The organism is Nonomuraea sp. NPDC050643, assembly GCF_040654715.1.
In the GTDB taxonomy this organism is placed as follows: Bacteria; Actinomycetota; Actinomycetes; order Streptosporangiales; family Streptosporangiaceae; genus Nonomuraea.
In genome coordinates, this window is record NZ_JBFAIM010000019.1 from 102,922 (window position 1) to 122,385 (window position 19,464).

Annotated in this window: 18 protein-coding genes; 14 read left to right on the forward strand and 4 right to left on the reverse strand. The window is 72.2% G+C overall.

From position 1 onward, the window contains the following. The first annotated feature begins 21 nt into the window (after nt 1-21). From AB0I15_RS26230 to AB0I15_RS26245, 4 genes are all read left to right on the forward strand, one after another. A complete protein-coding gene (locus AB0I15_RS26230; protein ID WP_358100621.1) occupies nt 22-3,519 on the forward strand; it encodes a S8 family serine peptidase in 3,498 nt (1,165 codons plus the stop codon). A gap of 113 nt (nt 3,520-3,632) precedes the next feature. Beyond that, on the forward strand, nt 3,633-4,493 hold the full coding sequence (locus AB0I15_RS26235; protein ID WP_358100624.1) for a DUF4394 domain-containing protein: 861 nt from the start codon (nt 3,633-3,635) through the stop codon (nt 4,491-4,493). A gap of 56 nt (nt 4,494-4,549) precedes the next feature. Continuing rightward, entirely contained in the window at nt 4,550-6,130 is a 1,581-nt protein-coding gene (locus AB0I15_RS26240; RefSeq protein WP_358100627.1) for a CocE/NonD family hydrolase, read from the forward strand. Next, a complete protein-coding gene (locus AB0I15_RS26245) occupies nt 6,112-7,053 on the forward strand; it encodes a WYL domain-containing protein (protein WP_358100630.1) in 942 nt (313 codons plus the stop codon). The genes AB0I15_RS26240 and AB0I15_RS26245 overlap by 19 nt, the downstream gene beginning before the upstream one ends. Here AB0I15_RS26245 and AB0I15_RS26250 read toward each other — a convergent pair whose 3' ends face one another. Next, nucleotides 7,054-7,944, reverse strand: a complete 891-nt coding sequence (locus AB0I15_RS26250; RefSeq protein WP_358100633.1) for an SDR family oxidoreductase — start codon at nt 7,942-7,944, stop codon at nt 7,054-7,056. It abuts the gene before it with no gap. A gap of 78 nt (nt 7,945-8,022) precedes the next feature. On the opposite strand from AB0I15_RS26250, the gene AB0I15_RS26255 reads away from it, so the two are divergent. The 4 genes from AB0I15_RS26255 (at nt 8,023) to mctP (ending at nt 11,354) form a co-directional block, all read left to right on the forward strand. After that, entirely contained in the window at nt 8,023-8,571 is a 549-nt protein-coding gene (locus AB0I15_RS26255) for a VOC family protein (RefSeq protein WP_358100636.1), read from the forward strand. 32 nt (nt 8,572-8,603) lie between these two features. Continuing rightward, a complete protein-coding gene (locus AB0I15_RS26260) occupies nt 8,604-9,191 on the forward strand; it encodes a carboxymuconolactone decarboxylase family protein (RefSeq protein WP_358100639.1) in 588 nt (195 codons plus the stop codon). 346 nt (nt 9,192-9,537) lie between these two features. Beyond that, nucleotides 9,538-9,747 (forward strand): DUF3311 domain-containing protein, encoded by a 210-nt coding sequence (locus AB0I15_RS26265; RefSeq protein ID WP_358100642.1) that lies wholly within the window; start codon nt 9,538-9,540, stop codon nt 9,745-9,747. Next, the gene (mctP, locus tag AB0I15_RS26270) at nt 9,744-11,354 is read left to right on the forward strand and encodes a monocarboxylate uptake permease MctP (protein ID WP_358100645.1); all 1,611 of its coding nucleotides are present in this window, start codon (nt 9,744-9,746) and stop codon (nt 11,352-11,354) included. Before AB0I15_RS26265 ends, mctP begins: the two co-directional genes overlap by 4 nt. Nucleotides 11,355-11,360: 6 nt before the next feature. On the opposite strand, the gene AB0I15_RS26275 is transcribed toward mctP, so the two are convergent. Further along, nucleotides 11,361-11,750, reverse strand: coding sequence for a DUF6285 domain-containing protein (locus AB0I15_RS26275; protein WP_358100648.1), 390 nt, complete (start codon nt 11,748-11,750; stop codon nt 11,361-11,363). 92 nt (nt 11,751-11,842) lie between these two features. Between AB0I15_RS26275 and AB0I15_RS26280 the strand changes: the two genes are divergently transcribed. From AB0I15_RS26280 to AB0I15_RS26305, 6 genes are all read left to right on the forward strand, one after another. Then, nucleotides 11,843-13,789: an alpha/beta fold hydrolase gene (locus AB0I15_RS26280; protein WP_358100651.1), complete on the forward strand. Its 1,947-nt coding sequence runs from the start codon at nt 11,843-11,845 to the stop codon at nt 13,787-13,789. Between the two features lie 83 nt (nt 13,790-13,872). Beyond that, nucleotides 13,873-14,655, forward strand: a complete 783-nt coding sequence (locus AB0I15_RS26285; protein ID WP_358100653.1) for a CPBP family intramembrane glutamic endopeptidase — start codon at nt 13,873-13,875, stop codon at nt 14,653-14,655. A 52-nt stretch (nt 14,656-14,707) separates the two neighbouring features. Further along, the gene (locus AB0I15_RS26290) at nt 14,708-15,898 is read left to right on the forward strand and encodes an acyl-CoA dehydrogenase family protein (protein WP_358100656.1); all 1,191 of its coding nucleotides are present in this window, start codon (nt 14,708-14,710) and stop codon (nt 15,896-15,898) included. Next, nucleotides 15,895-16,860, forward strand: coding sequence for a phosphotransferase family protein (locus AB0I15_RS26295; protein ID WP_358100659.1), 966 nt, complete (start codon nt 15,895-15,897; stop codon nt 16,858-16,860). The genes AB0I15_RS26290 and AB0I15_RS26295 overlap by 4 nt, the downstream gene beginning before the upstream one ends. A 15-nt stretch (nt 16,861-16,875) precedes the next feature. Then, nucleotides 16,876-17,595, forward strand: a complete 720-nt coding sequence (locus AB0I15_RS26300; protein ID WP_358100662.1) for an ABC transporter ATP-binding protein — start codon at nt 16,876-16,878, stop codon at nt 17,593-17,595. Further along, nucleotides 17,592-18,413 (forward strand): ABC transporter permease, encoded by an 822-nt coding sequence (locus AB0I15_RS26305; protein ID WP_358100665.1) that lies wholly within the window; start codon nt 17,592-17,594, stop codon nt 18,411-18,413. The genes AB0I15_RS26300 and AB0I15_RS26305 overlap by 4 nt, the downstream gene beginning before the upstream one ends. On the opposite strand, the gene AB0I15_RS26310 is transcribed toward AB0I15_RS26305, so the two are convergent. Further along, nucleotides 18,319-18,975: a TetR/AcrR family transcriptional regulator gene (locus tag AB0I15_RS26310; protein WP_358100668.1), complete on the reverse strand. Its 657-nt coding sequence runs from the start codon at nt 18,973-18,975 to the stop codon at nt 18,319-18,321. The genes AB0I15_RS26305 and AB0I15_RS26310 overlap by 95 nt on opposite strands. Further along, nucleotides 18,972-19,448, reverse strand: a complete 477-nt coding sequence (locus AB0I15_RS26315) for a hypothetical protein (RefSeq protein WP_358100671.1) — start codon at nt 19,446-19,448, stop codon at nt 18,972-18,974. Before AB0I15_RS26315 ends, AB0I15_RS26310 begins: the two co-directional genes overlap by 4 nt. Nucleotides 19,449-19,464: the final 16 nt, after the last annotated feature.

A 19,464-nucleotide genomic window follows, 5' to 3' on the forward strand; every position in this document is an offset into this window, starting at 1 on the left:
GAGTCGTTTGAAGGAGAGCACGTGCCGAACACCCCTCGCTGGCGTGCGATCCTGACCGGGATCGTCACCGCTGCGGGACTTCTCGTCCCGCAGGCCGCAGCCCAGGCGGCGGCGCCGGATCCCGGCAAGATCGACACAGCCGTCCAGGCGCAGCTCGCGCAGGACGACAAGGCCACCTTCTGGGTCCGGCTGAAAGGGGCGGCCGACCTGAGCGGCGCCCGCCGGGCCACCACCAAGGACGCGAAGGCCGAGCAGGTCTTCGAGGCCAAGACCGAGAGCGCCGAGTCCTCCCAGGAGGGCCTGCGCAAGCTGCTCGACTCGCGCAGCGCCGACTACACCCCCTACTGGATCGTCAACGCGGTACGAGTCACCGCCGACGAGAAGCTGGCGGGTGAGATCGCCAAATTACCCGAGGTCGAGAGCCTCGCCCCCATCCGCACGCTCACGCTCCCCAAGCCGGTCTCGGGCAAGTCCGAGGCCAGACTGAACGCGGTGGAGTGGAACATCGACCGCGTCAACGCCCCCCGGGTGTGGAACGAGCTGGGCAACCGCGGTGAGGGCATCGTCGTCGCCCACATCGACTCCGGCGCCCAGTTCGACCACCCCGAGCTGGTGGGGAGCTACCGGGGCACGAACCCGGACGGCACGTTCACGCACGACTACAACTGGTTCGACCCGGCGCGCATCTGCCCGTCGCCCGCCCCGTGCGACAACAACGGCCACGGCACCCACGTCATGGGCACGATGACCGGCGCGAACGGCATCGGCGTGGCCCCCGGCGCGAAGTGGATCGCCGCCAAGGGCTGCGAGCTCAACACCTGCACCGACGCCTCCCTGCTGGCGGCCGGCCAGTGGATGCTGGCGCCCACCGACCGCAACGGCCAGAACCCGCGTCCCGAGCTGGCGCCCGACATCGTCAACAACTCCTGGGGCGGCGACGGGTTCGACCCCTGGTACAAGGAGGTCGTCGAGGCGTGGGTCGCGGCGGGGATCTTCCCGGCGTTCGCCAACGGCAACGAGGGCCCGGCCTGCCGTACCAGCGGCTCCCCCGGCCAGTACGTGAGCTCGTACAGCGCGGGCGGCTTCGACATCAACAACGCCCTGTACGCCCGCTCCAGCAAGGGTGAGGGCGAGGGCGGCGAGATCAAGCCCAACATCGCCGCCCCCGCCGTCAACGTGCGCTCCTCGACCCCCGGCAACTCCTACGACAGCTACACCGGAACCTCCATGGCCTCGCCGCACGTGGCGGCCACGGTGGCGCTGATCTGGTCGGGCTCCCCCGGCCTGCAGGGCGACGTGGCGGCCACCCGGCCGCTGCTGGACAGCACGGCCACCGACGTCTCCGACACGAGCTGCGGCGGCACCGCGACCGACAACAACGTGTGGGGCGAGGGCCGGCTCGACACCTACGCCGCCGTGCAGGCCGCGCCCGCCGAGGGCCTGGGCGAGCTCGGCGGCACCGTCACGGCGGGCGGCGCGCCCATGGCCGGGGCGACGGTCACCGTCACCGGGCCGCTCAGCCGCAGCGTGACGACCGGCGCGGACGGCCGCTACGCCATCCCGCGCCTGCCCGCCGGCGACTACCGGCTCAGCGCGGCGAAGTTCGGCTACGAGACGGCCACGGCCGACGTCACGATCACCGCGGAGCAGAGCACGACCGCGGACGTGCCGATGACGGTGCTGCCGACGGGCGTGGTCTCCGGCACGGTCACCACGGCCGGCACGCCGGAGCCGGGCGCGGCGGTGGTGGCCGCGGGCACGCCGGTGCGCGGGGTCACCGACGCCGCGGGCCGCTACAGCCTGACGCTGCCGCACGGCACGTACGAGCTGCGGGTCACGCCGGTGTCGCGCTGCTCCAGCGGCTCGGCGGCGTCCGTGACGGTGGCCGGTGACGTGGTCAAGGACATCGAGCTGCCGCTGCGCGGCGACAACTTCGGCTACACCTGCGCGAGCGGCGCCCAGGCGTACGTGGCGGGCACCGAGAAGCTGGCGCTGACCGGCGACGACGAGGCCGCGCAGGTGACGCTCCCGTTCGCGGTCCCGTTCTACGGCGCCGGGCAGAGCAGGGCGTGGATCGGCACGAACGGGTTCGTCACGTTCGCCGCCGACCGGATCACCACCGGCAGCAACGGCCGGCTCCCGACCTCGGGCACCCCGAACAACGCGGTCTACCCGTACTGGGACGACCTGGTGGTGGACGCCCAGTCCGGCATCTACACAGGGGTGACGGGTACGGCGCCGCACCGGGCGTTCGTCGTCGAGTGGCGCAACGTCACCTTCTACAACGAGGGCGGCCAGCGGGTGTCGTTCGCGGCGCTGCTGGGCGAGGACGGCTCGATCGGGTTCCGGTACAAGGACATCGAGAGCACGCGCGACCAGGGCCTCAGCGCCACGGTCGGCGTCGAGAACGCGGCCGGCAACGACGCGCTGCTGTACTCCTTCGAGGAGGCGGCGCTGTCCACCGGGCAGTCGCTGACGTTCACCGCGAGCAGGCACGGCCTGGTCACCGGCACGGTCACCGACGCCAACGACGGCGACCCGATCGCCGGGGCGACGGTCAAGGTGGGCGACGTGGCCACGTTCACGACCGGCGAGAACGGCTCCTTCTACGGCCAGGTGCTGGCCGGGGACTACCAGGTCGTGGTGTCCAAGGAGCACTACGGCACCTTCACCCGGGCCGTCACGGTGGCGCCCACGACGGTGACGCGGATCGACACGGCACTGGTCACGGGCCGGGTCAGCGCGTCGGTCGCGGAGCTGACCGTGGTCATGCCGACCGGGTCCAGCCGGACGCGGAGCCTGGTCCTGACGAACCTGGGCACGCCGACGCCGTACACGGTGACGGGCGAGTCCTGGTTCACCGTGGCGCCGACGGCCGGCGAGCTGGCCAAGGGGCAGGCGGTGAGCCTGAAGGTGACGGTGTCCAGCGCGGGCGTGGCTGCGGGCACGTTCAAGACGGGCAAGCTGCTCGTCAAGTCGGCCAGCGGCCGGCAGCCGACCATCGAGGTCAAGGTGACGGTCGTGGTGCCCAAGCACCAGGTGGCGATCGACGCCGGGGCCACCAGGAGCCTGGTGGACGGCGCCGGTGACACCTGGACGCCGGACAAGAAGTACGTCCAGGGGAGCTACGGCTACCTGGCCAACCAGAACCGGACGCAGAGCACGTCCAGGACCATCGCCGGCACCACCGACCAGGCCCTGTTCAGGACCGCCAGGGAGAGCATGCTGGAGTACCGGTTCGACAACGTGCCCAACGGGACGTACACCGTCGAGCTGGACTTCGCCGAGATCAGGAACATGCGGATGGGTGAGCGGGTCTTCGACGTGCTCGTCGAGGGACAGCTCGCGATCCCGGCGCTGGACCTGGCCCTGGAGTCGGGCACGTACACGGCGGCGACCAGGCAGTACACGGTCAAGGTGACCGACGGGCAGCTCAACGTGCGCTTCGCGACCCGGCAGGGGGCGACCATCGTCAACGCCCTGCGGATCTCGGAGCGCTCCGACCGGGCGACCCCGTAGTGACGCGAGCCCGCTCCGCCTCCGGGCGGGGCGGGCTCTGCCTTTCACCGACATCCGGAGACGGCGGGCGAGCGAAGAAAGGGGCAAGGCAACACCCCACACAAGGAGATCTGATGCGTAAGCAACTGGCGCTCGCCGTCGCGGTGCTCGGCGCGGGCGCGGCACTGGCCATGCCCGCCCAGGCCGCCAACCGTGACGAGGGGCCGCGTGTCACCGGCCTGACGACGGCCGGCGACCTGGTCGTCTTCGACGCCGGCAGCCCCGGCAAGGTGGAGCGGGCCGGCAAGGTCAGCGGGCTCAAGGACGACATGAGGGTCATCGGCATCGACTACCGGGTGCAGAACGGCAAGCTGTACGCGGTGGGCGACAAGGGCGGCGTCTACACGCTGGACGGCAGGGCCAGGGCCACCAAGGTGTCCCAGCTCACCGTGGCGCTCAGCGGCAAGACCTTCGGCGTCGACTTCAACCCGGCCGCCAACCGGCTGCGCGTCATCAGCGACGCCGGCCAGAACCTGCGGCACAACCTCGACGACCCCAACGGCGCCCCCGCCGCGGGCATGACCGCCACCGACGGCACCCTCACCAATCCGCCCGTGCCTCCCGCCGCCGCGCAGACCGCGCTGGGCGTGACCGGCGCCGGCTACACCAACAACGACCTCGACGCCACGACGGCGACGACCCTGTTCGACGTGGACACCACCGGCGACCAGATCTCGGCGCAGTCCCCGGCGAACGCGGGCAACCTGGCCCCGACCGGCAAGCTGGGCGCCGACGCCGGGGCCGACGCCGGATTCGACGTCTACAGCCAGCTCCGCAAGGGCGTGACGGTGGCGAACACCGCGTACGCCACGCTCAAGGTGGGCGGCGCCTACCGCTTCTACACGGTGAACGTCCTGACCGGCAGTGCCACTCAGGTTGGAACGTTCCCGATGAAGCAGCAGGTCAGCGACATCGCCGTACAGCTCGCCTCATAACGCAGCGGCCGCCCCGGGCTACCGCACCCCGGGCGGCATATGTTACTGGTAAGTACATGAGACGCGTGCGGCTTCAGCGGGACCTCCCCGTGCCGATGCCCGACGGCGTGACGCTGCTGGCCGACCACTACGCCCCGGCCGGAACCGAGCGGGCCCCCGTCATCCTGATGCGCTCCCCCTACGGCCGGCGCGGCCTGTTCGGCTGGTACTACGGCCGCGGCTTCGCCCGCCAGGGTTTCCACGTCGTCATCCAGAGCTGCCGCGGCGGCTTCGGCTCCGGCGGCCGGCTCGACCCGCTCGGCGACGAGCACGAGGACGGCCTGGCCACCGTCGCGTGGCTGCGCGAGCAACCCTGGTACGGAGGGTCGTTCGGCATGTTCGGCCCCTCCTACCTCGGCTACACGCAGTGGGCGATCGCGCCCTACGCGGGGCCGGAGCTGAAGGCGATGGCCACGCAGATCACCGCCTCCCAGTTCAGGGACGCGGCCTACGTGGGCGGCGCGTTCGCGCTGGAGTCGGCGCTGAGCTGGACCACGCTCACCGACGGCATGTCCCGCCGCTTCGGCGGCGCGGCCGTGCTGGCCGCGCCCCGGCTCACCCGCAGGGCGGTCCTGTCGGGCCGTCCCGTGGCCGAGCTGGACCTGGCCTCGGCGGGCCGGCCGCTGCGGTTCTTCCAGGACCTGCTCGCCCACCACGCCGACCCGGCCGCCCCCTACTGGGACAAGCGCGACTTCTCCCCGAAGGTGGGCGAGGTGGACGCGGCGGTCACCATGCTCGGCGGCTGGTACGACGTGTTCCTGCCGTGGCAGCTCAAGGACTACGCGGCGCTGCGGACGGCGGGGCGCAGGCCGTACCTGACGATCGGGCCCTGGTACCACGTCGACACCCGGCACGGCCGGCCCTCGATGGCCGACGCGTCGGCCTGGTTCCGCGCCCACCTGCTCGGCGACCCCTCCCGGCTGCGGCCGGACCCGGTGCGGATCTACGTGACCGGCGCCGAGGAGTGGCGCGACCACTCCGACTGGCCGGTCCCGGGCATGCGGGAGCAGCGCTGGCACCTGCAGCACGGCTTCGGGCTCGGGCCCGAGGGACCGCTGGCGGCCGGGCCCGACCGGTTCCGCTACCACCCGGACCACCCGACGCCGGTGATCGGCGGGCCGGTGCTGCTGGGCGACTCCCGGCCGCGCGACCAGCGGCGGCTGGAGCGGCGGCGCGACGTCCTGGTCTACAGCTCGGCCGCGCTACAGTCGGGCATGGAGCTGATCGGTCCGGTGCGCGCGGAGCTGTTCGTGCGCTCCAGCACGCCCTACGTGGACGTGGTGGTGCGCGTGTGCGACGTGCACCCCGACGGCCGCTCGATGAACGTCTGCGAGGGCGTGCGCCGTCTCGGGCCGGAGTCCGGCGACGGGGTGCGGCGGGCCGCCGTGGACCTGTGGCCGACGGCGCACCGGTTCCAGCCCGGCCACCGGATCCGGGTGCACGTGGCGGCGGGGGCCTACCCGACGATCGCCCGCAACCACGGCACCGGCGACCCGCTCGGCACGGGCGGAGCGATGGTGCCCGCCGACGTCGAGGTGTTCCACTCCCCCGACCGCCCGTCCGCCGTGGTGCTGCCGCTGTGCGCGCCTCAAGGCTGATGTCGCTGGTCCTGCTGCTGCAGGGCCGGGGCGGGATGACGGCGGCGGAGCTGGCCAAGGAGCTGGAGGTCTCCGAGCGCACCGTGCACCGCGACGTGCTCGCGCTGTCGGAGGCGGGCGTGCCGGTCTACGCCGACCGGGGGCGCGGCGGCGGCTACCGGCTGGTCGACGGTTACCGCACCCGGCTGACCGGGCTGGACCGGGCCGAGGCGGAGGCGCTGTTCCTGTCGGGGGTGCCGGCGGCGCTGCGGGAGATGGGGCTGCAGGAGGTGGCGGCCACGGCCCGGCTGAAGGCGGCCGCCGCGCTCTCCCCCGCCCTGCGGGACGCGCCGGCGACCGCGGCGCAGCGCTTCCACCTGGACGCGCCGGGCTGGTTCGTCGGCGACGATCCGCCGCCAGCCGCGCTGGCGCCGCTGGCCAGGGCCGTGTGGTCCGACCGCCGGGTGACGGCCGTGTACAAGGGCAACCGGCGCACGCTGGAGCCGTACGGGCTGGTGCTGAAGGCGGGCGCCTGGTATCTGGCGGCCCGGCTCAAGGAGCGGGTGCTGATCTTCCGAGTGCACCGGTTCGGCGAGATCTCCGTGCTCGACGAGCCCTTCGACCGGGATCCCGGCTTCGACCTGGCCGCGTACTGGGCCGGGCAGTCGGCCGAGTTCAGCCGCTCGCTGCTGCGGGAGGTGGTCACGCTGCGGCTCACCGAGCGTGGCCGGCGCCTCCTGCGTCACGTGGCCGACCCGGCGGCGCTCGACGACGCGCTGGCCTCGCTCCAGCCCGACGGCACGGTGCGGCTGGCGGTGGAGTCGGTGCCGGTGGCCTACTCGCAGGTGCTGCGGTTCGGGCCGGAGGCGGAGGTGGTCGGCCCGCCGGAGCTGCGGGCGATGCTGGCCGAGGCCACCGCCCGCATGGCCGCCCTCTACGACTGACTAGCGGTAGGCCTCCCAGCCGGTGTCGCCGCTCTTCTCGCGCACCTCGGTGATGTAGCTCCACACGCGCGGGCGGCTGCCGTCGACGTCGGTCAGCCCGTACGCCGCGGCCAGTTCCTCGCTGCTGACCGACCTGCCCGACCAACGCCGCCGGTCCGGGTCCTGGGCCAGGGCGGCCACGCCCCGGCCGACGTACGCCGGGGTCTCGGAGACCATCCAGGCGCTGTCCACCTTGGCCTCGCGCCAGGTGTCCTCGGTGACGCCGAAGTTCTCCAGCATGGCCTCCGAGCGCAGGAACCCGGGCGTGACCGCCACCCCCGTGCCGCCGTGCGGGCGCAGCTCGTTGGACCAGGCGAACGCGAGCCGGTTGACCGACATCTTGGCCAGGTCGTAGTAGACGTTCTCCCGGTAGCGGGTCTCGTTGAAGGACCAGGTGCCGTCGGTGACCTCCACGACGAGGCCGCCCTCGTTCCTGATGAGCAGCGGCATCAGGTGCCTGCTGCTGATGATGTGGGTGTCGATCGCCAGCCTGAGCAGCCTAAAGCCCTTGTCCATGTCGTGCTTCCAGACCGGGGTGTCCCACTCCCAGAGGTGGTCGCTCCCCCACACGTCGTTGACCAGCACGTCGAGCCGCCCCTGCTCGCGCTCGACGCGCGCGGCCAGCTCCGCGACCTGTGCCGGGTCCAGGTGGTCCACCTGGACCGCGACGCCCGTGCCGCCGGCCGCCGTCACCAGGTCGGCCGTCTCCTCGATGGTCTCCGGCCGGTTCATCTCCGAGCGGGCCGCCCGGGTGCTCCTGCCGGTGCAGTAGACCGTCGCGCCGGCCGCGCCCAGCGCGACCGCGATCCCACGTCCCGTTCCGCGGGTCGAGCCCGCCACCACAGCAATCATGGAGCCGATCCTGCCCGGGAAAGCCGACACCTCATGTCATGTTTTTCACGGAAACCCTGTGATAAGTAGGGAGTTACTATGAACAGCGAATTCGAGCTCCGCGGGGTCAACCACGTCGCACTCGTCTGCTCGGACATGAAGCAGACCGTCGACTTCTACTCCGGTGTGCTGGGCATGCCGCTGATCAAGACCATCGAGCTGCCCATGGGCTGGGGGCAGCACTTCTTCTTCGACTGCGGCGGCGGCAACGCGCTGGCCTTCTTCTGGTTCCCCGACGCGCCGGACGGCGTGCCGGGCGTGTCCGCGCCGAAGAACCTGCCGGACCGGGGCGAGCTGCTGTCGGCCGTCGGCTCGATGAACCACATCGCCTTCGACGTCCCGCCGGAGCGGATCGAGGAGTACCGCGACCGGCTCGTCGCCAAGGGCATCGACGTGGGCGTGCTGCTCAACCACGACGACAGCGAGTTCGGCGTGGCGCCGAAGATGCACGACGGCGTGTTCGTCAGGTCCATCTACTTCAAGGACCCCGACGGCGTGCTCGTCGAGTTCGCCGCGTGGACGCGCCGGATCGGCGGGCCCGGCGACGTCACGCACGAGCCGAAGACCGCCGCCGACCGGACCGTGTGATGCCGCGGCTGCGCCGGGTGCCACGGGAGGAGATGACCGACCCGGTGGTCCAGTTCTTCCACGACCACCTGCTCTCCCCCGACCGCGAGGGCACGGCCACCGGGTCGCCGGGCGACTGGTGGACGGTGTTCGCGCTCGACCCGAAGATCTTCCGGCACTGCGTCAAGGGCTTCCAGCTCTACCGGGAGTCCGCGCTGGACCCGGTGCTGCGCGAGCTGGGCCAGACACGGGCGGGCTGGGCGCGGCAGAGCCAGTTCGTCTTCTCGCAGCACTGCAAGCAGTTGCGGGCGCTCGGCGTGGCCGAGGAGAAGGTGCGGGCGGTCGCCCACTGGGCGGTCAGCGACCTGTTCGACGAGCTGGAGCGGGCGGTGCTGGCCTACACCGACGCGCTGGTGCTGGACGGCGGGCGGGTCCACGACGAGGTGTTCGCCGTGCTGGCCCGGCATCTGCCCGACGAGCAGATCCTCGAGCTGACGTACGTGACGTGCCTGTACGAGATGCACGCGACGATGGCGCGGGCGCTGCGGCTGGAGTTCGACGACCGGCCCGACCCGATCGTCGAGGTGCCGGCGCCCGAGGGGTACGGCACCCGGGACATCGCCGACGAGCTGACGACCTGACACGCTGACGGCCCGCCGCACTGACGACCCGACACGCTGACGGCCCGACACGCTGACGGCGACCTGACAAACCGTCGTGCCGACCGTCTGACCGCTCGTCGAGCGTTACCGACCACTCGCCGATCGGCGATCACGATCGCGACCTGCCCGTTACTAAGCTGCGAGGGCCGGTGTCCGCCGCGTTCCGGGGGCTGGTCTCACATGCCGGGATTCCGTCCCGACATTTAGGCCAAACCGTAACACAGCCGACATTGGGGTTAATACCCCCGCAAAGCTACTCTCCCTCCATTGACAACCCGTCAGGAGGCGGTCACCGCCGGCTCCTGATCCACTCATCGGAGGGTCGATGACTACCGGGGATCCCGGGCGGCCACGCACCGACCGCAGCCCATGGAACTGGCTGCTGGTCGTGCCCATCGTGCTGCCCCTGCTGACGTTCCTCTACAACGCCGACGAGCCTCGCCTGCTGGGCTTCCCGCTCTTCTACTGGCTGCAGATCGCCTTCATCGTGGTGGGCGTCGTCACCACGACGATCGTCTACAGGATGACCAAGTGAGCGCTCACACGACCGAACTGGTCGTCTTCATCCTGCTGTTCGTCCTGGTCAGCGGCATGGGCTTCGTGGCCTCGCGCTGGCGGCGGCCCACCGACCTGGCCAGCCTCAACGAGTGGGGCCTGGGCGGGCGCAGCTTCGGCTCCTGGGTCACCTGGTTCCTGATCGGCGGCGACCTCTACACCGCCTACACGTTCGTCGCGGTGCCCGCGCTGGTGTTCAGCGCCGGGGCGCTCGGGTTCTACGCGCTGCCGTACACGGTGGTGGTCTATCCGCTGGTGTTCCTGGTGCTGGCGCGGATGTGGTCGGTGTCGCACGTGCACGGGTTCGTCACGCCGGCCGACTTCGTCCGGGCCCGGTTCGGGTCGCCGACGCTGGCGCTGGCCATCGCGATCACCGGGCTGGTGGCGACGATGCCGTACATCGCGCTGCAGCTCGTCGGCATCGAGGCCGTGCTCAAGGCGATGGGCATCACCGGGCACCTGCCGATCATCATCGCGTTCGCGATCCTGGCGGCGTACACGTACCAGTCGGGGCTGCGCGCGCCCGCGCTGATCGCCTTCGTCAAGGACGCGCTGATCTACATCGTGATCCTGGCGGCGGTCATCTACATCCCGGCCCAGCTCGGCGGCTGGGACTCGATCTTCGACGCGGCCAAGGCCAAGTTCGACGCCACGCCCGCTCCGGGCGACGGCTTCATCCTCAACGCCGGCAACCAGCTCCAGTACGTGACGCTGGCGTTCGGCTCGGCGCTGGCGCTGTTCCTGTACCCGCACAGCCTCACCGGCGTGCTGGCCTCCAAGAACCGCAACGTCATCAAGCGGAACATGTCGGCGCTGCCCGCCTACAGCCTGGTGCTGGGCCTGATCGCGCTGCTCGGCTTCATGGCGATCGCGGCGGGCACCAAGCCGGTCGTGGGCGAGAACGGCAAGGCCGACACCAACACGATCGTGCCGATGTTGTTCGACCAGATGTTCCCCGACTGGTTCACCGGCGTCGCGTACGCGGCCGTCGGCATCGGCGCCCTGGTCCCGGCGGCGATCATGTCGATCGCGGCGGCGAACCTGTTCACCCGCAACATCTACCGCGAGTACATCAACAAGAACGCCACCGACGCCCAGGAGGCCGGCGTCTCCAAGATCGTCTCGCTGGTGGTCAAGGTGGGCGCGGTGCTGTGCATCCTGATGCTGGACCCGCAGTTCTCGATCGACCTGCAGCTCATCGGCGGCGTGGTCATCCTGCAGACGCTGCCGTCGGTGGCGCTGGGCCTGTACACGCGCTGGTTCCACAAGGGCGGCCTGCTGGCGGGCTGGGCGGCCGGTCTGGCGGCGGGCATGTGGATGCTGTACCTCATCCCCAACCCCGCCAACGGCAAGCAGCACTTCGGCGGCTCGGCGTTCGGGCTGTCGAACCTGGGCTTCGACACCAAGATGACGATCTACGCCGGGTTCCTGGCGCTCGCCGTCAACCTGGTGGTGGCGGCCCTGGGCACGCTGCTGTTCCGCGCGCTGAAGGTGGCGGACGGCGAGGACGCGACCACGCGCGACGACTACTTCGCCGACGAGGGCGACCCCAAGGTCAAGGACCTGGACCTGACCGGTTCGCACTGACCCGGCTCAGTCCGTGAGGTAGCCCGGGTTGGCGACCTCCAGCTTGGCGCGTACGGCCTGCTCCAGGGCCGTGACGAGGGCCGCGTCGTCTTCGACGCGGCCCTCCCTGATGGCGGCGGCCAGGTCGGCGTCGCCCGCCACGCCCAGCTCGGCCAGGCGGGCGGCGTGCTGGTCGGCCTGGGCCGGGCCGAGCTCGATCTCCCGCTCCACCATGGCCAGGACGATGACGGCCACGCGGGTGTGGTAACGGACTCGGCCTTCCACGGCGGGCAGGACGTCGGTCTGGAGGAAGTCGCGGACGGCGGCCACGAGCTGGGCGGCGGTGGGGACGTCATGGGGGCCGCTGGGGACGTCAAGGGGGCCCGTGGGGGCGTCATGGGGGTCGGTGCGCGTCACAGGTCCTCCCTAGCAGAGTAGGACCCTGCTCCCATAGCGAATTCGTCCCGTGGCAGGAAGATCGGCGGGGGCTCGCGGGCGAGGCTGAGGGCATGGTCAGCAAACTCCTCGCCGTCGCCGGGCTCGTCCTGGCCACGACGTTCGCGCCCGCCACGGCGCCTTCCGCCGCGCTCACCACTGCGCTCACCACTGCGCTCACCACTGCGCTCACCACTGCGCTCACCACTGCGCTCACCACTGCGCTCACCACTGCGCTCACCACTGTGCCCACCACCGTGCTCACCACTGTGCCCACCACCGTGCTCTCCACGGCACCGGATGGATCGCATGAATGCGCCCGCGCCGTGGACCGGTGCGACGGCGCGCTGAGCGTGCCGCTGGACTGGAGCGATCCGTCCTCCGAGCGCATCGAGGTGGCCTTCTCGTGGTCACCGGCCGGGCAGGACGCCACCGGGACGATCCTGGCCAACCCCGGCGGGCCCCTGCCCGCGCTGCCCCAGCTCCCGCGGATCCGGCAGGCCCTGGGGCCGGCGCTCGAACACCGCAACCTGCTCGTCGTCGACCCGCGCGGGCTGGGCCGGTCGTCCCCGCTGCTCTGCCCTGGGCTGAACCTCACCGAGCCGGCCACCGTCGCGGCCTGCGCGGCCCACCTCGGGCCGCGGGCCCGGTTCTTCACCGCCGACCAGTCGGCCCACGACCTGGACGCCGTACGCCGGGCGCTCGGCGCCGGTCCGGTCACCTTCTACGGCACCTCGTACGGCACCGTCTACGCCCAGGCCTACGCCGCCCGCCACCCCGAGGGCCTGGCCGCGGCGTTCCTGGACAGCACCGTGATCACCTCGCCCGGCGGCTACGCCCTGTGGCCGATCCGCACCCGCCCCGACCACCTCGACCTCGTCTGCGAGCGGTCGCGGGCCTGCCGGGCGCTGCCGGGCGGCGCGAGCCGGACCCACGCGCGGCTGGTGGCGCACCTGCGCTCCCATCCCGACCCCGAGGTGCCCCTGACCGCGTTGCGCGGCGTGGAGCGGGTGAACGAGCCGGTGTTCGGGCGGGAGGTGAACGCCGCGGCCACCGCCTACCTCGCGGGGGATCGAGAGCCGCTGCGGCGGCTGGCCCGGGTGCTGAGCGGGGCTCCGCAGCAGCCGGTCGAGGGCGCGGAGTGGGCCGGGTACCTGGCCTACCGGTGCGGCGACGGGGCCTTCCCCTTCGAGCGGGACGCGGCTCCCGCCGAGCGCCTGCACCAGCTCGTGGACTTCTACGCGCGGGAGCGGCCACTGGCGCCGTACACGCCCGGTGATCTGGGGCTGGATGTGCGCGAGGGAGCGGAGTTCTGCGTGAACTGGCCGACGCCGCGCCCCAGCCCGGTGCTGCCGGCGGGCGCCGCGCCGCCCGGCGTGCCGGTGATGGTGGTGGGCGGCGACTTCGACACGCAGTCGCCCGCCGAGGTGGAGCGCGCGATGCGGGTCTTCCCCGGGGCGACGTTCGTCCGGGTGCCGTTCGGGGCGCACAGCCTCGCCTCGGGCGAGCACGCCATGGGCGCGTGCGTACGGGCGGCGCTGCGCTCCTTCGTGACCGACCACCGGGTGCCGCGTTCGCGGTGCACGGCGGAGAACTACCGCGCGGCCGGCGCGTTCCCGCGCTCGATCGGCGAGGTGGCGCCACTGGCCGTCCACGGGCTGGACGCGGAGGGGCGGCGGATGCTGGCCGCGGTCCATGCCACGGCCGCCGACGCCGTGGCGCGCCGCAACCCCTACAACCTCGTCCATGGGCGGCTGACGGCCCAGCGGGGGCTGCGGGGCGGGAACCTGACGTTCGGCGCGGGGTCCGTCCGGCTGGAGTCGGTCTCCTTCGTGCCGGGGGTGGCGGTGAGCGGGACGATCGCGCTCACCGCCGGCGGCAGGGCCTCGGCCACGCTCGACGTCTCGGGCGGGCGGCCGCGCCGGGTCGAGCTGGAGTGGGCGGCGTTCACGGCGGATGAGCGGCCCGCACTGTCGGGCAGCTTCGACGGGACACCGTTCAGGGTGCGCGGCGAACGCTGAGCGCGGGGGCGGGGGCCGGCGAGGGGGAATGGTGATATTCCGCCTTTATCCGTGTCGGAGCATGTAACGGCTAATCTGCGGCCATGCACACTCCGACCCCCCTCGCCGACTCCCCCGTGCTCGGGCCGAAGCTCATCCGGGCCGAGATCCTCGTCGTGATGTCGGTCTCGCTCGGCGCCAGCGCCCTGGTGGCGTTCGTCCGGCTGATCGGCGCGCTCACCGCCCCCAAGGAGCTCAAGGGCCAGCAGGCCGTGCTCGTCGGGTCGATGGCGCCCGGCAGGCCCTGGCTGGACCTGACGCTGCAGCTCGTGCAGATCGCGATCGCGGTGGCGCCGGTGGGGCTGGTGGCGTACCTGCTGGTGCGCTCCGGGGAGTCGTTGCGGACGATCGGCGCCGACTTCCGGCGGCCCGGGGGCGACCTGGCGCGCGGGGCGGCGCTGGCGGCCGTGATCGGCGGGTCGGGGCTGGCGTTCTACCTGCTGGTGTGGGCGCTGGGCGTGAACCTGACGGTCGTGCCCGGGCAGTTGCCCGAGGTCTGGTGGCAGGTGCCGGTGCTGCTGCTGGCGGCGGCGCAGAACGGGGTGCTGGAGGAGGTGCTCGTCGCCGGGTACCTGCTGCACCGGCTCGGGCAGGCCGGCTGGACGCCGTGGAAGGCGGTGGTGGTGTCGTCGCTGCTGCGGGGGTCGTACCACCTGTATCAGGGGTTCGGGGGGTTCGTCGGGAACGTGGTGATGGGGCTGGTGTTCGGGCGGCTCTACCAGCGGTGGGGGCGGGCCATGCCGCTGGTGGTGGCGCACACGCTCATCGACGCCGTCGCCTTCGTCGGGTACGCCTTCCTGCGCGACCGGGTGAGCTGGCTGCCCTGAAACACCTCCCGATACCGTTGACCGCGCAACGGTTTCGGGTTGAGATCCTTTCATGAGCTTCACCGTGCCCGACGGCGTCCGGCCGATCCGCGACGCCGTGTACGCGTTCATGACCGAGCGGGTCGAGCCCGCCGAACCCGTCCTGCACGCGGGCGGCCCCGAGGCCGTGGCGGCGCTCGACGCACTGCGGGCCGAGGCCAAGAAGGAGGGCCTGTGGGCGCTCGGCCACCCGCGTGAGCTGGGCGGCGGGGGGCTGCCGTTCCTCGACTACGTCTACGTCAACGAGGTGCAGGGGCGCAGCGAGTACGGGCAGCTCGCGCTGGGGACGTACACGTTGCAGGACTCGCTGATGCTGCACGAGCACGCCTCGCCCGGCCAGCGCGAGCGGTATCTGGAGCCGCTGGTGCGCGGCGACATCGGGCCGAGCTTCGCGATGACCGAACCCGCCGTCTCCAGCAGCGACCCCACCCAGCTCACCACGTCCGCCGTGCTCGACGGCGACGAGTGGGTGATCAACGGGCACAAGTGGTTCACGACAGGGGCGTCGCGGGCGGCGTACACGACCGTGATGTGCCGGACCGAGCCGGACGCGCCACCGCACCTGGCCTTCTCCATGATCCTGGTGCCGACCGACACGCCCGGCTACACCATCGTCCGCGAGACGCCCGTGCTGGGGCTCGACGGCGCGCACTGCGAGGTGCGCTACGAGGACGTGCGGGTGCCCGCCTCGAACCTGCTCGGCCCGCGCGGGCAGGGCTTCGTCATCGCGCAGAAGCGGCTCGGCCCCGGGCGGATCTTCCACTGCATGCGCTGGCTGGGCCAGGCCCAGCGGGCGTTCGACCTGATGTGCCGCAGGCTGCACGAGCGCCGCGCGTTCGGCGAGCCGCTGGCCGCCAAGCAGCTCATGCGCCAGCACGTGTTCGACTCCTACACCGAGATCCAGTCCGCCCGGCTGCTCACCCTGCACGCCGCCGGTGTGATCGACGCGGGCTCGCAGGCGCGCGTCGAGATCGGGGCGATCAAGGTGGTGGGCGCCCGCACGCTGCACAACGTCATCGACCGGGCCATCCAGGTGTACGGCGCCGCCGGCCTCACCCCGGACACCCCGCTCGACCGGATGTACCGGCACGCGCGGGCCGGACGCGTCTACGACGGCCCCGACGAGGTGCACATCGACTCGGTGGGCCGGCGGATCCTGGGCGTGTACGCGGCGGGCGGCGGCTGGGAGTTCGGCCTGCGATGAACGATCTCCACGCGATCACCCGCGAGGCGTTCGGAGCCGGGGCGGCGGTCGCGTCCAGCACCCGCCTGCCCGGCGGGGCGTCACGGGAGACGTGGGCCCTCGACGTGGTCACCCCCGGCGGCGGCAGGCACGAGCTGATCCTGCGGCTCGACTCCCCCGGCGGCGCCCCGGAGGCCGGTGCCGGGCTGGCCGCGGAGGCGGTGCTCATGCGGGCCGCGGCGGACGCCGGCGTGCCGGTGCCGCGGATCGTCTCCTGCGGCGAGTCGTTCATCCTCATGACCCGCGTGCCCGGCGAGACGATCCCGCGCAGGATCCTGCGCGACGACGCCTACGCGGTGGCCAGGCCCCGGCTGGCCCGCCAGTGCGGGCGGGCGCTGGCGGCGATCCACCGCATGCCGCTGTCCGCCGTCGGGCGGGAGGAGGGGCAGCAGGACCCGCTGCTGCGCTGGCGGGACGTGCTGGACCTGCTCGGCGAGCCGCATCCGGTGTTCGAGCTGGCGCTGCGGCGGCTGGCGGCCACCCGCCCGCGCGCCACCCGGCACACGGTGGTGCACGGCGACTTCCGCAACGGCAACCTGATCGTCGGCCCTGAGGGGATCAGGGCCGTGCTCGACTGGGAGCTGGCCCACGCCGGCGACCCGCTGGAGGACCTCGGCTGGCTGTGCGTGAAGGCATGGCGGTTCGGCTCGCCGCTGCCGGTGGGCGGGTTCGGCGGCTACACCGACCTCGTCGAGGCCTATGAGGAGGCCGGCGGGCAGCCCGTCGACCGGGACGCGCTGCGCTGGTGGGAGACCTTCGGCGTGCTCAAGTGGGGCGTCATCTGCGTCATGCAGACCATGCGGCACCTGCGCGGCGGCGCGCGCTCGGTGGAGCTGGCCGCGATCGGGCGGCGCGTGTGCGAGAACGAGTGGGACCTGCTGCGGCTGCTGCGGGAAAACCCGTTGCCGCGCCCGCCGTCGTGAACGCACGCTTGTCCGGTGACCATCCTGTGTGCCTCACATCTGACCAAGCGCTTCGGGGCGGTCACGGCCGTGCACGATCTGAGCCTGACCGTCGGCGAGGGTGAGGTCGCCGGGCTGCTCGGGCCCAACGGCGCCGGCAAGTCGACGACCCTGCACATGCTGCTCGGCCTGATCACCCCCGACGCCGGCAGCATCAAGCTGTTCGGCAAGGAGCTGTCCGGGCACCGTACCGAGGTGCTCAGCCAGGTCAACTTCGCCGCCAGCTACGTCGACCTGCCCGGCGTGCTGCGGGTGCACGAGGTGCTCGACGCCTTCGCCCGCCTCTACGCGCTGCGCCGGCCCGGCCACCGGGTGGCCGAGGTGATCGAGCTGTTCGAGCTGGGCCCGTTCGCGAAGCGGCAGATGATGGCGCTGTCGTCGGGGCAGCGCACCCGCGTGCAGCTCGCCAAGGCGCTGCTCAACGCGCCCAGGCTGCTGGTGCTCGACGAGCCCACGGCCAACCTCGACCCCGACGCCGGCGACCGGATCCGCGGCCTGCTGTCCCGCGTGGCCAGGGAGAACGACAGCTCCATGCTGATCACCTCGCACAACATGCGGGAGGTCGAGCGCATGTGCGACCGGATCCACTTCCTGTCCGGCGGCCGCGTCGTGGCGGTGGGCAGCGCGAAGGAACTGGCCGGCCGCTACGAGGCCGAAGACCTGGAAGAGGTGTTCTTGAAGGTGGCGCGCGGATGACGACCCTGACCCTGCCTCCCCTGAGCTGGACCGCCCGGCGCATGCGGGTGCTCGGCGTCGTCCGGCGGGACTTCGCGGCGCTGCGGCGCAGCCCGGTCCGGGTGTTCGAGATCCTGTTCTGGCCGACGATCGAGCTGGTGCTGTGGGGGTTCGTGACGTCGTTCCTGCACACGCAGCGGGTGCCGTTCGTGGTGACGTTCCTGCTCGGCGCGGTGCTGCTCTGGCAGGTGCTGCAGAAGGCCAGCAACGAGATCTCGATCGCCTTCCTGGAGGACATCTGGTCGCGCAACCTGCTCAACGTGCAGGTCAGCCCGCTGTCCAGCGTCGAATACCTGGTCGGGCTGATGCTGTTCTCGCTGGGCAAGGTGGCCTTCGCCGTAGCCGTCATGGCGGGGCTGGCGCTGGCGTTCTACGGGTTCGGGCTGGGCGCCGTGGGCGTGGGGCTGGTGCCGTTCATGGGGGTGCTGCTCGTGCTGGGCTGGTCGCTGGGGCTGGTCGGCATCGCGGCGGTGCTCCGCTTCGGCGAGAACGCCCAGGTCATCGCCTGGTCCCTGGTGTTCGTGGTGCAGCCGCTGGCCGGGATCTTCTATCCGGTGTCGGTGCTGCCCGCGCCGCTGCAGGCGGTGGCGTGGTTCGTGCCCGCCTCTCACGTGTTCGAGGGCATGCGCACGGTCATGGCGGGCGGGGCGGTGCCGTGGGACCGGCTGGCCTGGGCCGCCGCCGTCAACGTGGGCTACCTTGCGGCGGCGGTGGGGTTGTTCGCGTGGGCCCTCGGTTACGCCCGGCGCCGCGGCCGGCTCTCGCGTTTCGGCGAGTGATCGCGGCGGCGATCACGTCGACCAGGCCCTCCACGACCTGCGCGCGGTCCACCTCCGGGTGGTCGAGCCACCAGTCGCCGGTCGTCTGCACCATGCCGACGAACGCGTGCCCGAGCACCTGCGCCCGCACCGGGTCGGGCACCACCCGCTCGGCGGCCAGCAGGCCGCCGAGCTCCTCGCCCAGGCCGCGCACCAGCGAGGTCATGTGGGAGCGGACCCGGCTGTCCTCGGCGCTGGCCCGGTGGAACAGGAACCGGTAGAGGTTGAGGTTGGCCGTGATCAGGTCGAGGTAGACGCCGATGGCCGCCCTGGCCCGGCCGCGCAGGTCGGCCCCGGAGTCGCCGAGGCGCGGCCGGAGCTGGGCGATGACGGTGCGCACGTGGCGGTCGGCGAGGGCCTGGTAGAGGCCGCGCTTGTCGCCGAAGTGGCGATAGAGGATGGGCTTGGTGATGCCCGCCTCGGCGGCTATCGCCGCCATCGACACCTCGGGGCCCTCCTTCATGATGACGCGGTCGGCCGCGTCGAGCAGTGCCTTGCGCCGATCCGGATCCCGCCCGCTCACCTGTCCAGGATAGATCGCAAACGGGCGGGCAGCAGCGCCGAGAGCATGAGCAGGGCGCCGATGAGGGCGTACAGGCCGGTCATTCCGGCCAGGGTGCCGGGTGGTTCGCTCATTTCGGCCCAGGGGACGTCGCCGGGGGGCACCCAGGGCTGTCCCCCGGCCCGTGACCACGGCAGGGTGCCGGCGGCGCGGAGCGCGGCGTCGTGGTCGAGGGCGAACAGGACGCCCATGCCGGCCAGCGGCGCGCCGCAGCCCAGCGCCGCCGCCCGCCAGGCGGTCAGGAGGGTGGCGATCACGGCCACCGCCGCCAGGTAGCCCAGCGCCTCCGGCGCCGGGCCGAGGGCGGCGGTGCCGGAGCGCAGGGCCCGCGCGGCGGCCTCGGTCAGGTAGTAGACGGGGACGACGGCGGCCAGGCCGGCGGCGGTTCCGAAGACCCACCGGGCGCCGGATCGCGGGGCGTCAGAGATGGTCACGCTCCGAGATTGGCAC

Coding starts and splice junctions, on each gene's coding strand:
- AB0I15_RS26285 (WP_358100653.1), top strand. CDS start 13,873: ATGCACACTCCGACCCCCCTCGCCGACTCCCCCGTGCTCGGGCCGAAG.
- AB0I15_RS26305 (WP_358100665.1), top strand. CDS start 17,592: ATGACGACCCTGACCCTGCCTCCCCTGAGCTGGACCGCCCGGCGCATG.
- AB0I15_RS26255 (WP_358100636.1), top strand. CDS start 8,023: ATGAACAGCGAATTCGAGCTCCGCGGGGTCAACCACGTCGCACTCGTC.
- AB0I15_RS26295 (WP_358100659.1), top strand. CDS start 15,895: ATGAACGATCTCCACGCGATCACCCGCGAGGCGTTCGGAGCCGGGGCG.
- AB0I15_RS26260 (WP_358100639.1), top strand. CDS start 8,604: ATGACCGACCCGGTGGTCCAGTTCTTCCACGACCACCTGCTCTCCCCC.
- AB0I15_RS26235 (WP_358100624.1), top strand. CDS start 3,633: ATGCGTAAGCAACTGGCGCTCGCCGTCGCGGTGCTCGGCGCGGGCGCG.
- AB0I15_RS26280 (WP_358100651.1), top strand. CDS start 11,843: ATGGTCAGCAAACTCCTCGCCGTCGCCGGGCTCGTCCTGGCCACGACG.
- AB0I15_RS26240 (WP_358100627.1), top strand. CDS start 4,550: ATGAGACGCGTGCGGCTTCAGCGGGACCTCCCCGTGCCGATGCCCGAC.
- AB0I15_RS26265 (WP_358100642.1), top strand. CDS start 9,538: ATGACTACCGGGGATCCCGGGCGGCCACGCACCGACCGCAGCCCATGG.
- AB0I15_RS26290 (WP_358100656.1), top strand. CDS start 14,708: ATGAGCTTCACCGTGCCCGACGGCGTCCGGCCGATCCGCGACGCCGTG.
- AB0I15_RS26250 (WP_358100633.1), bottom strand. CDS start 7,944: ATGATTGCTGTGGTGGCGGGCTCGACCCGCGGAACGGGACGTGGGATC.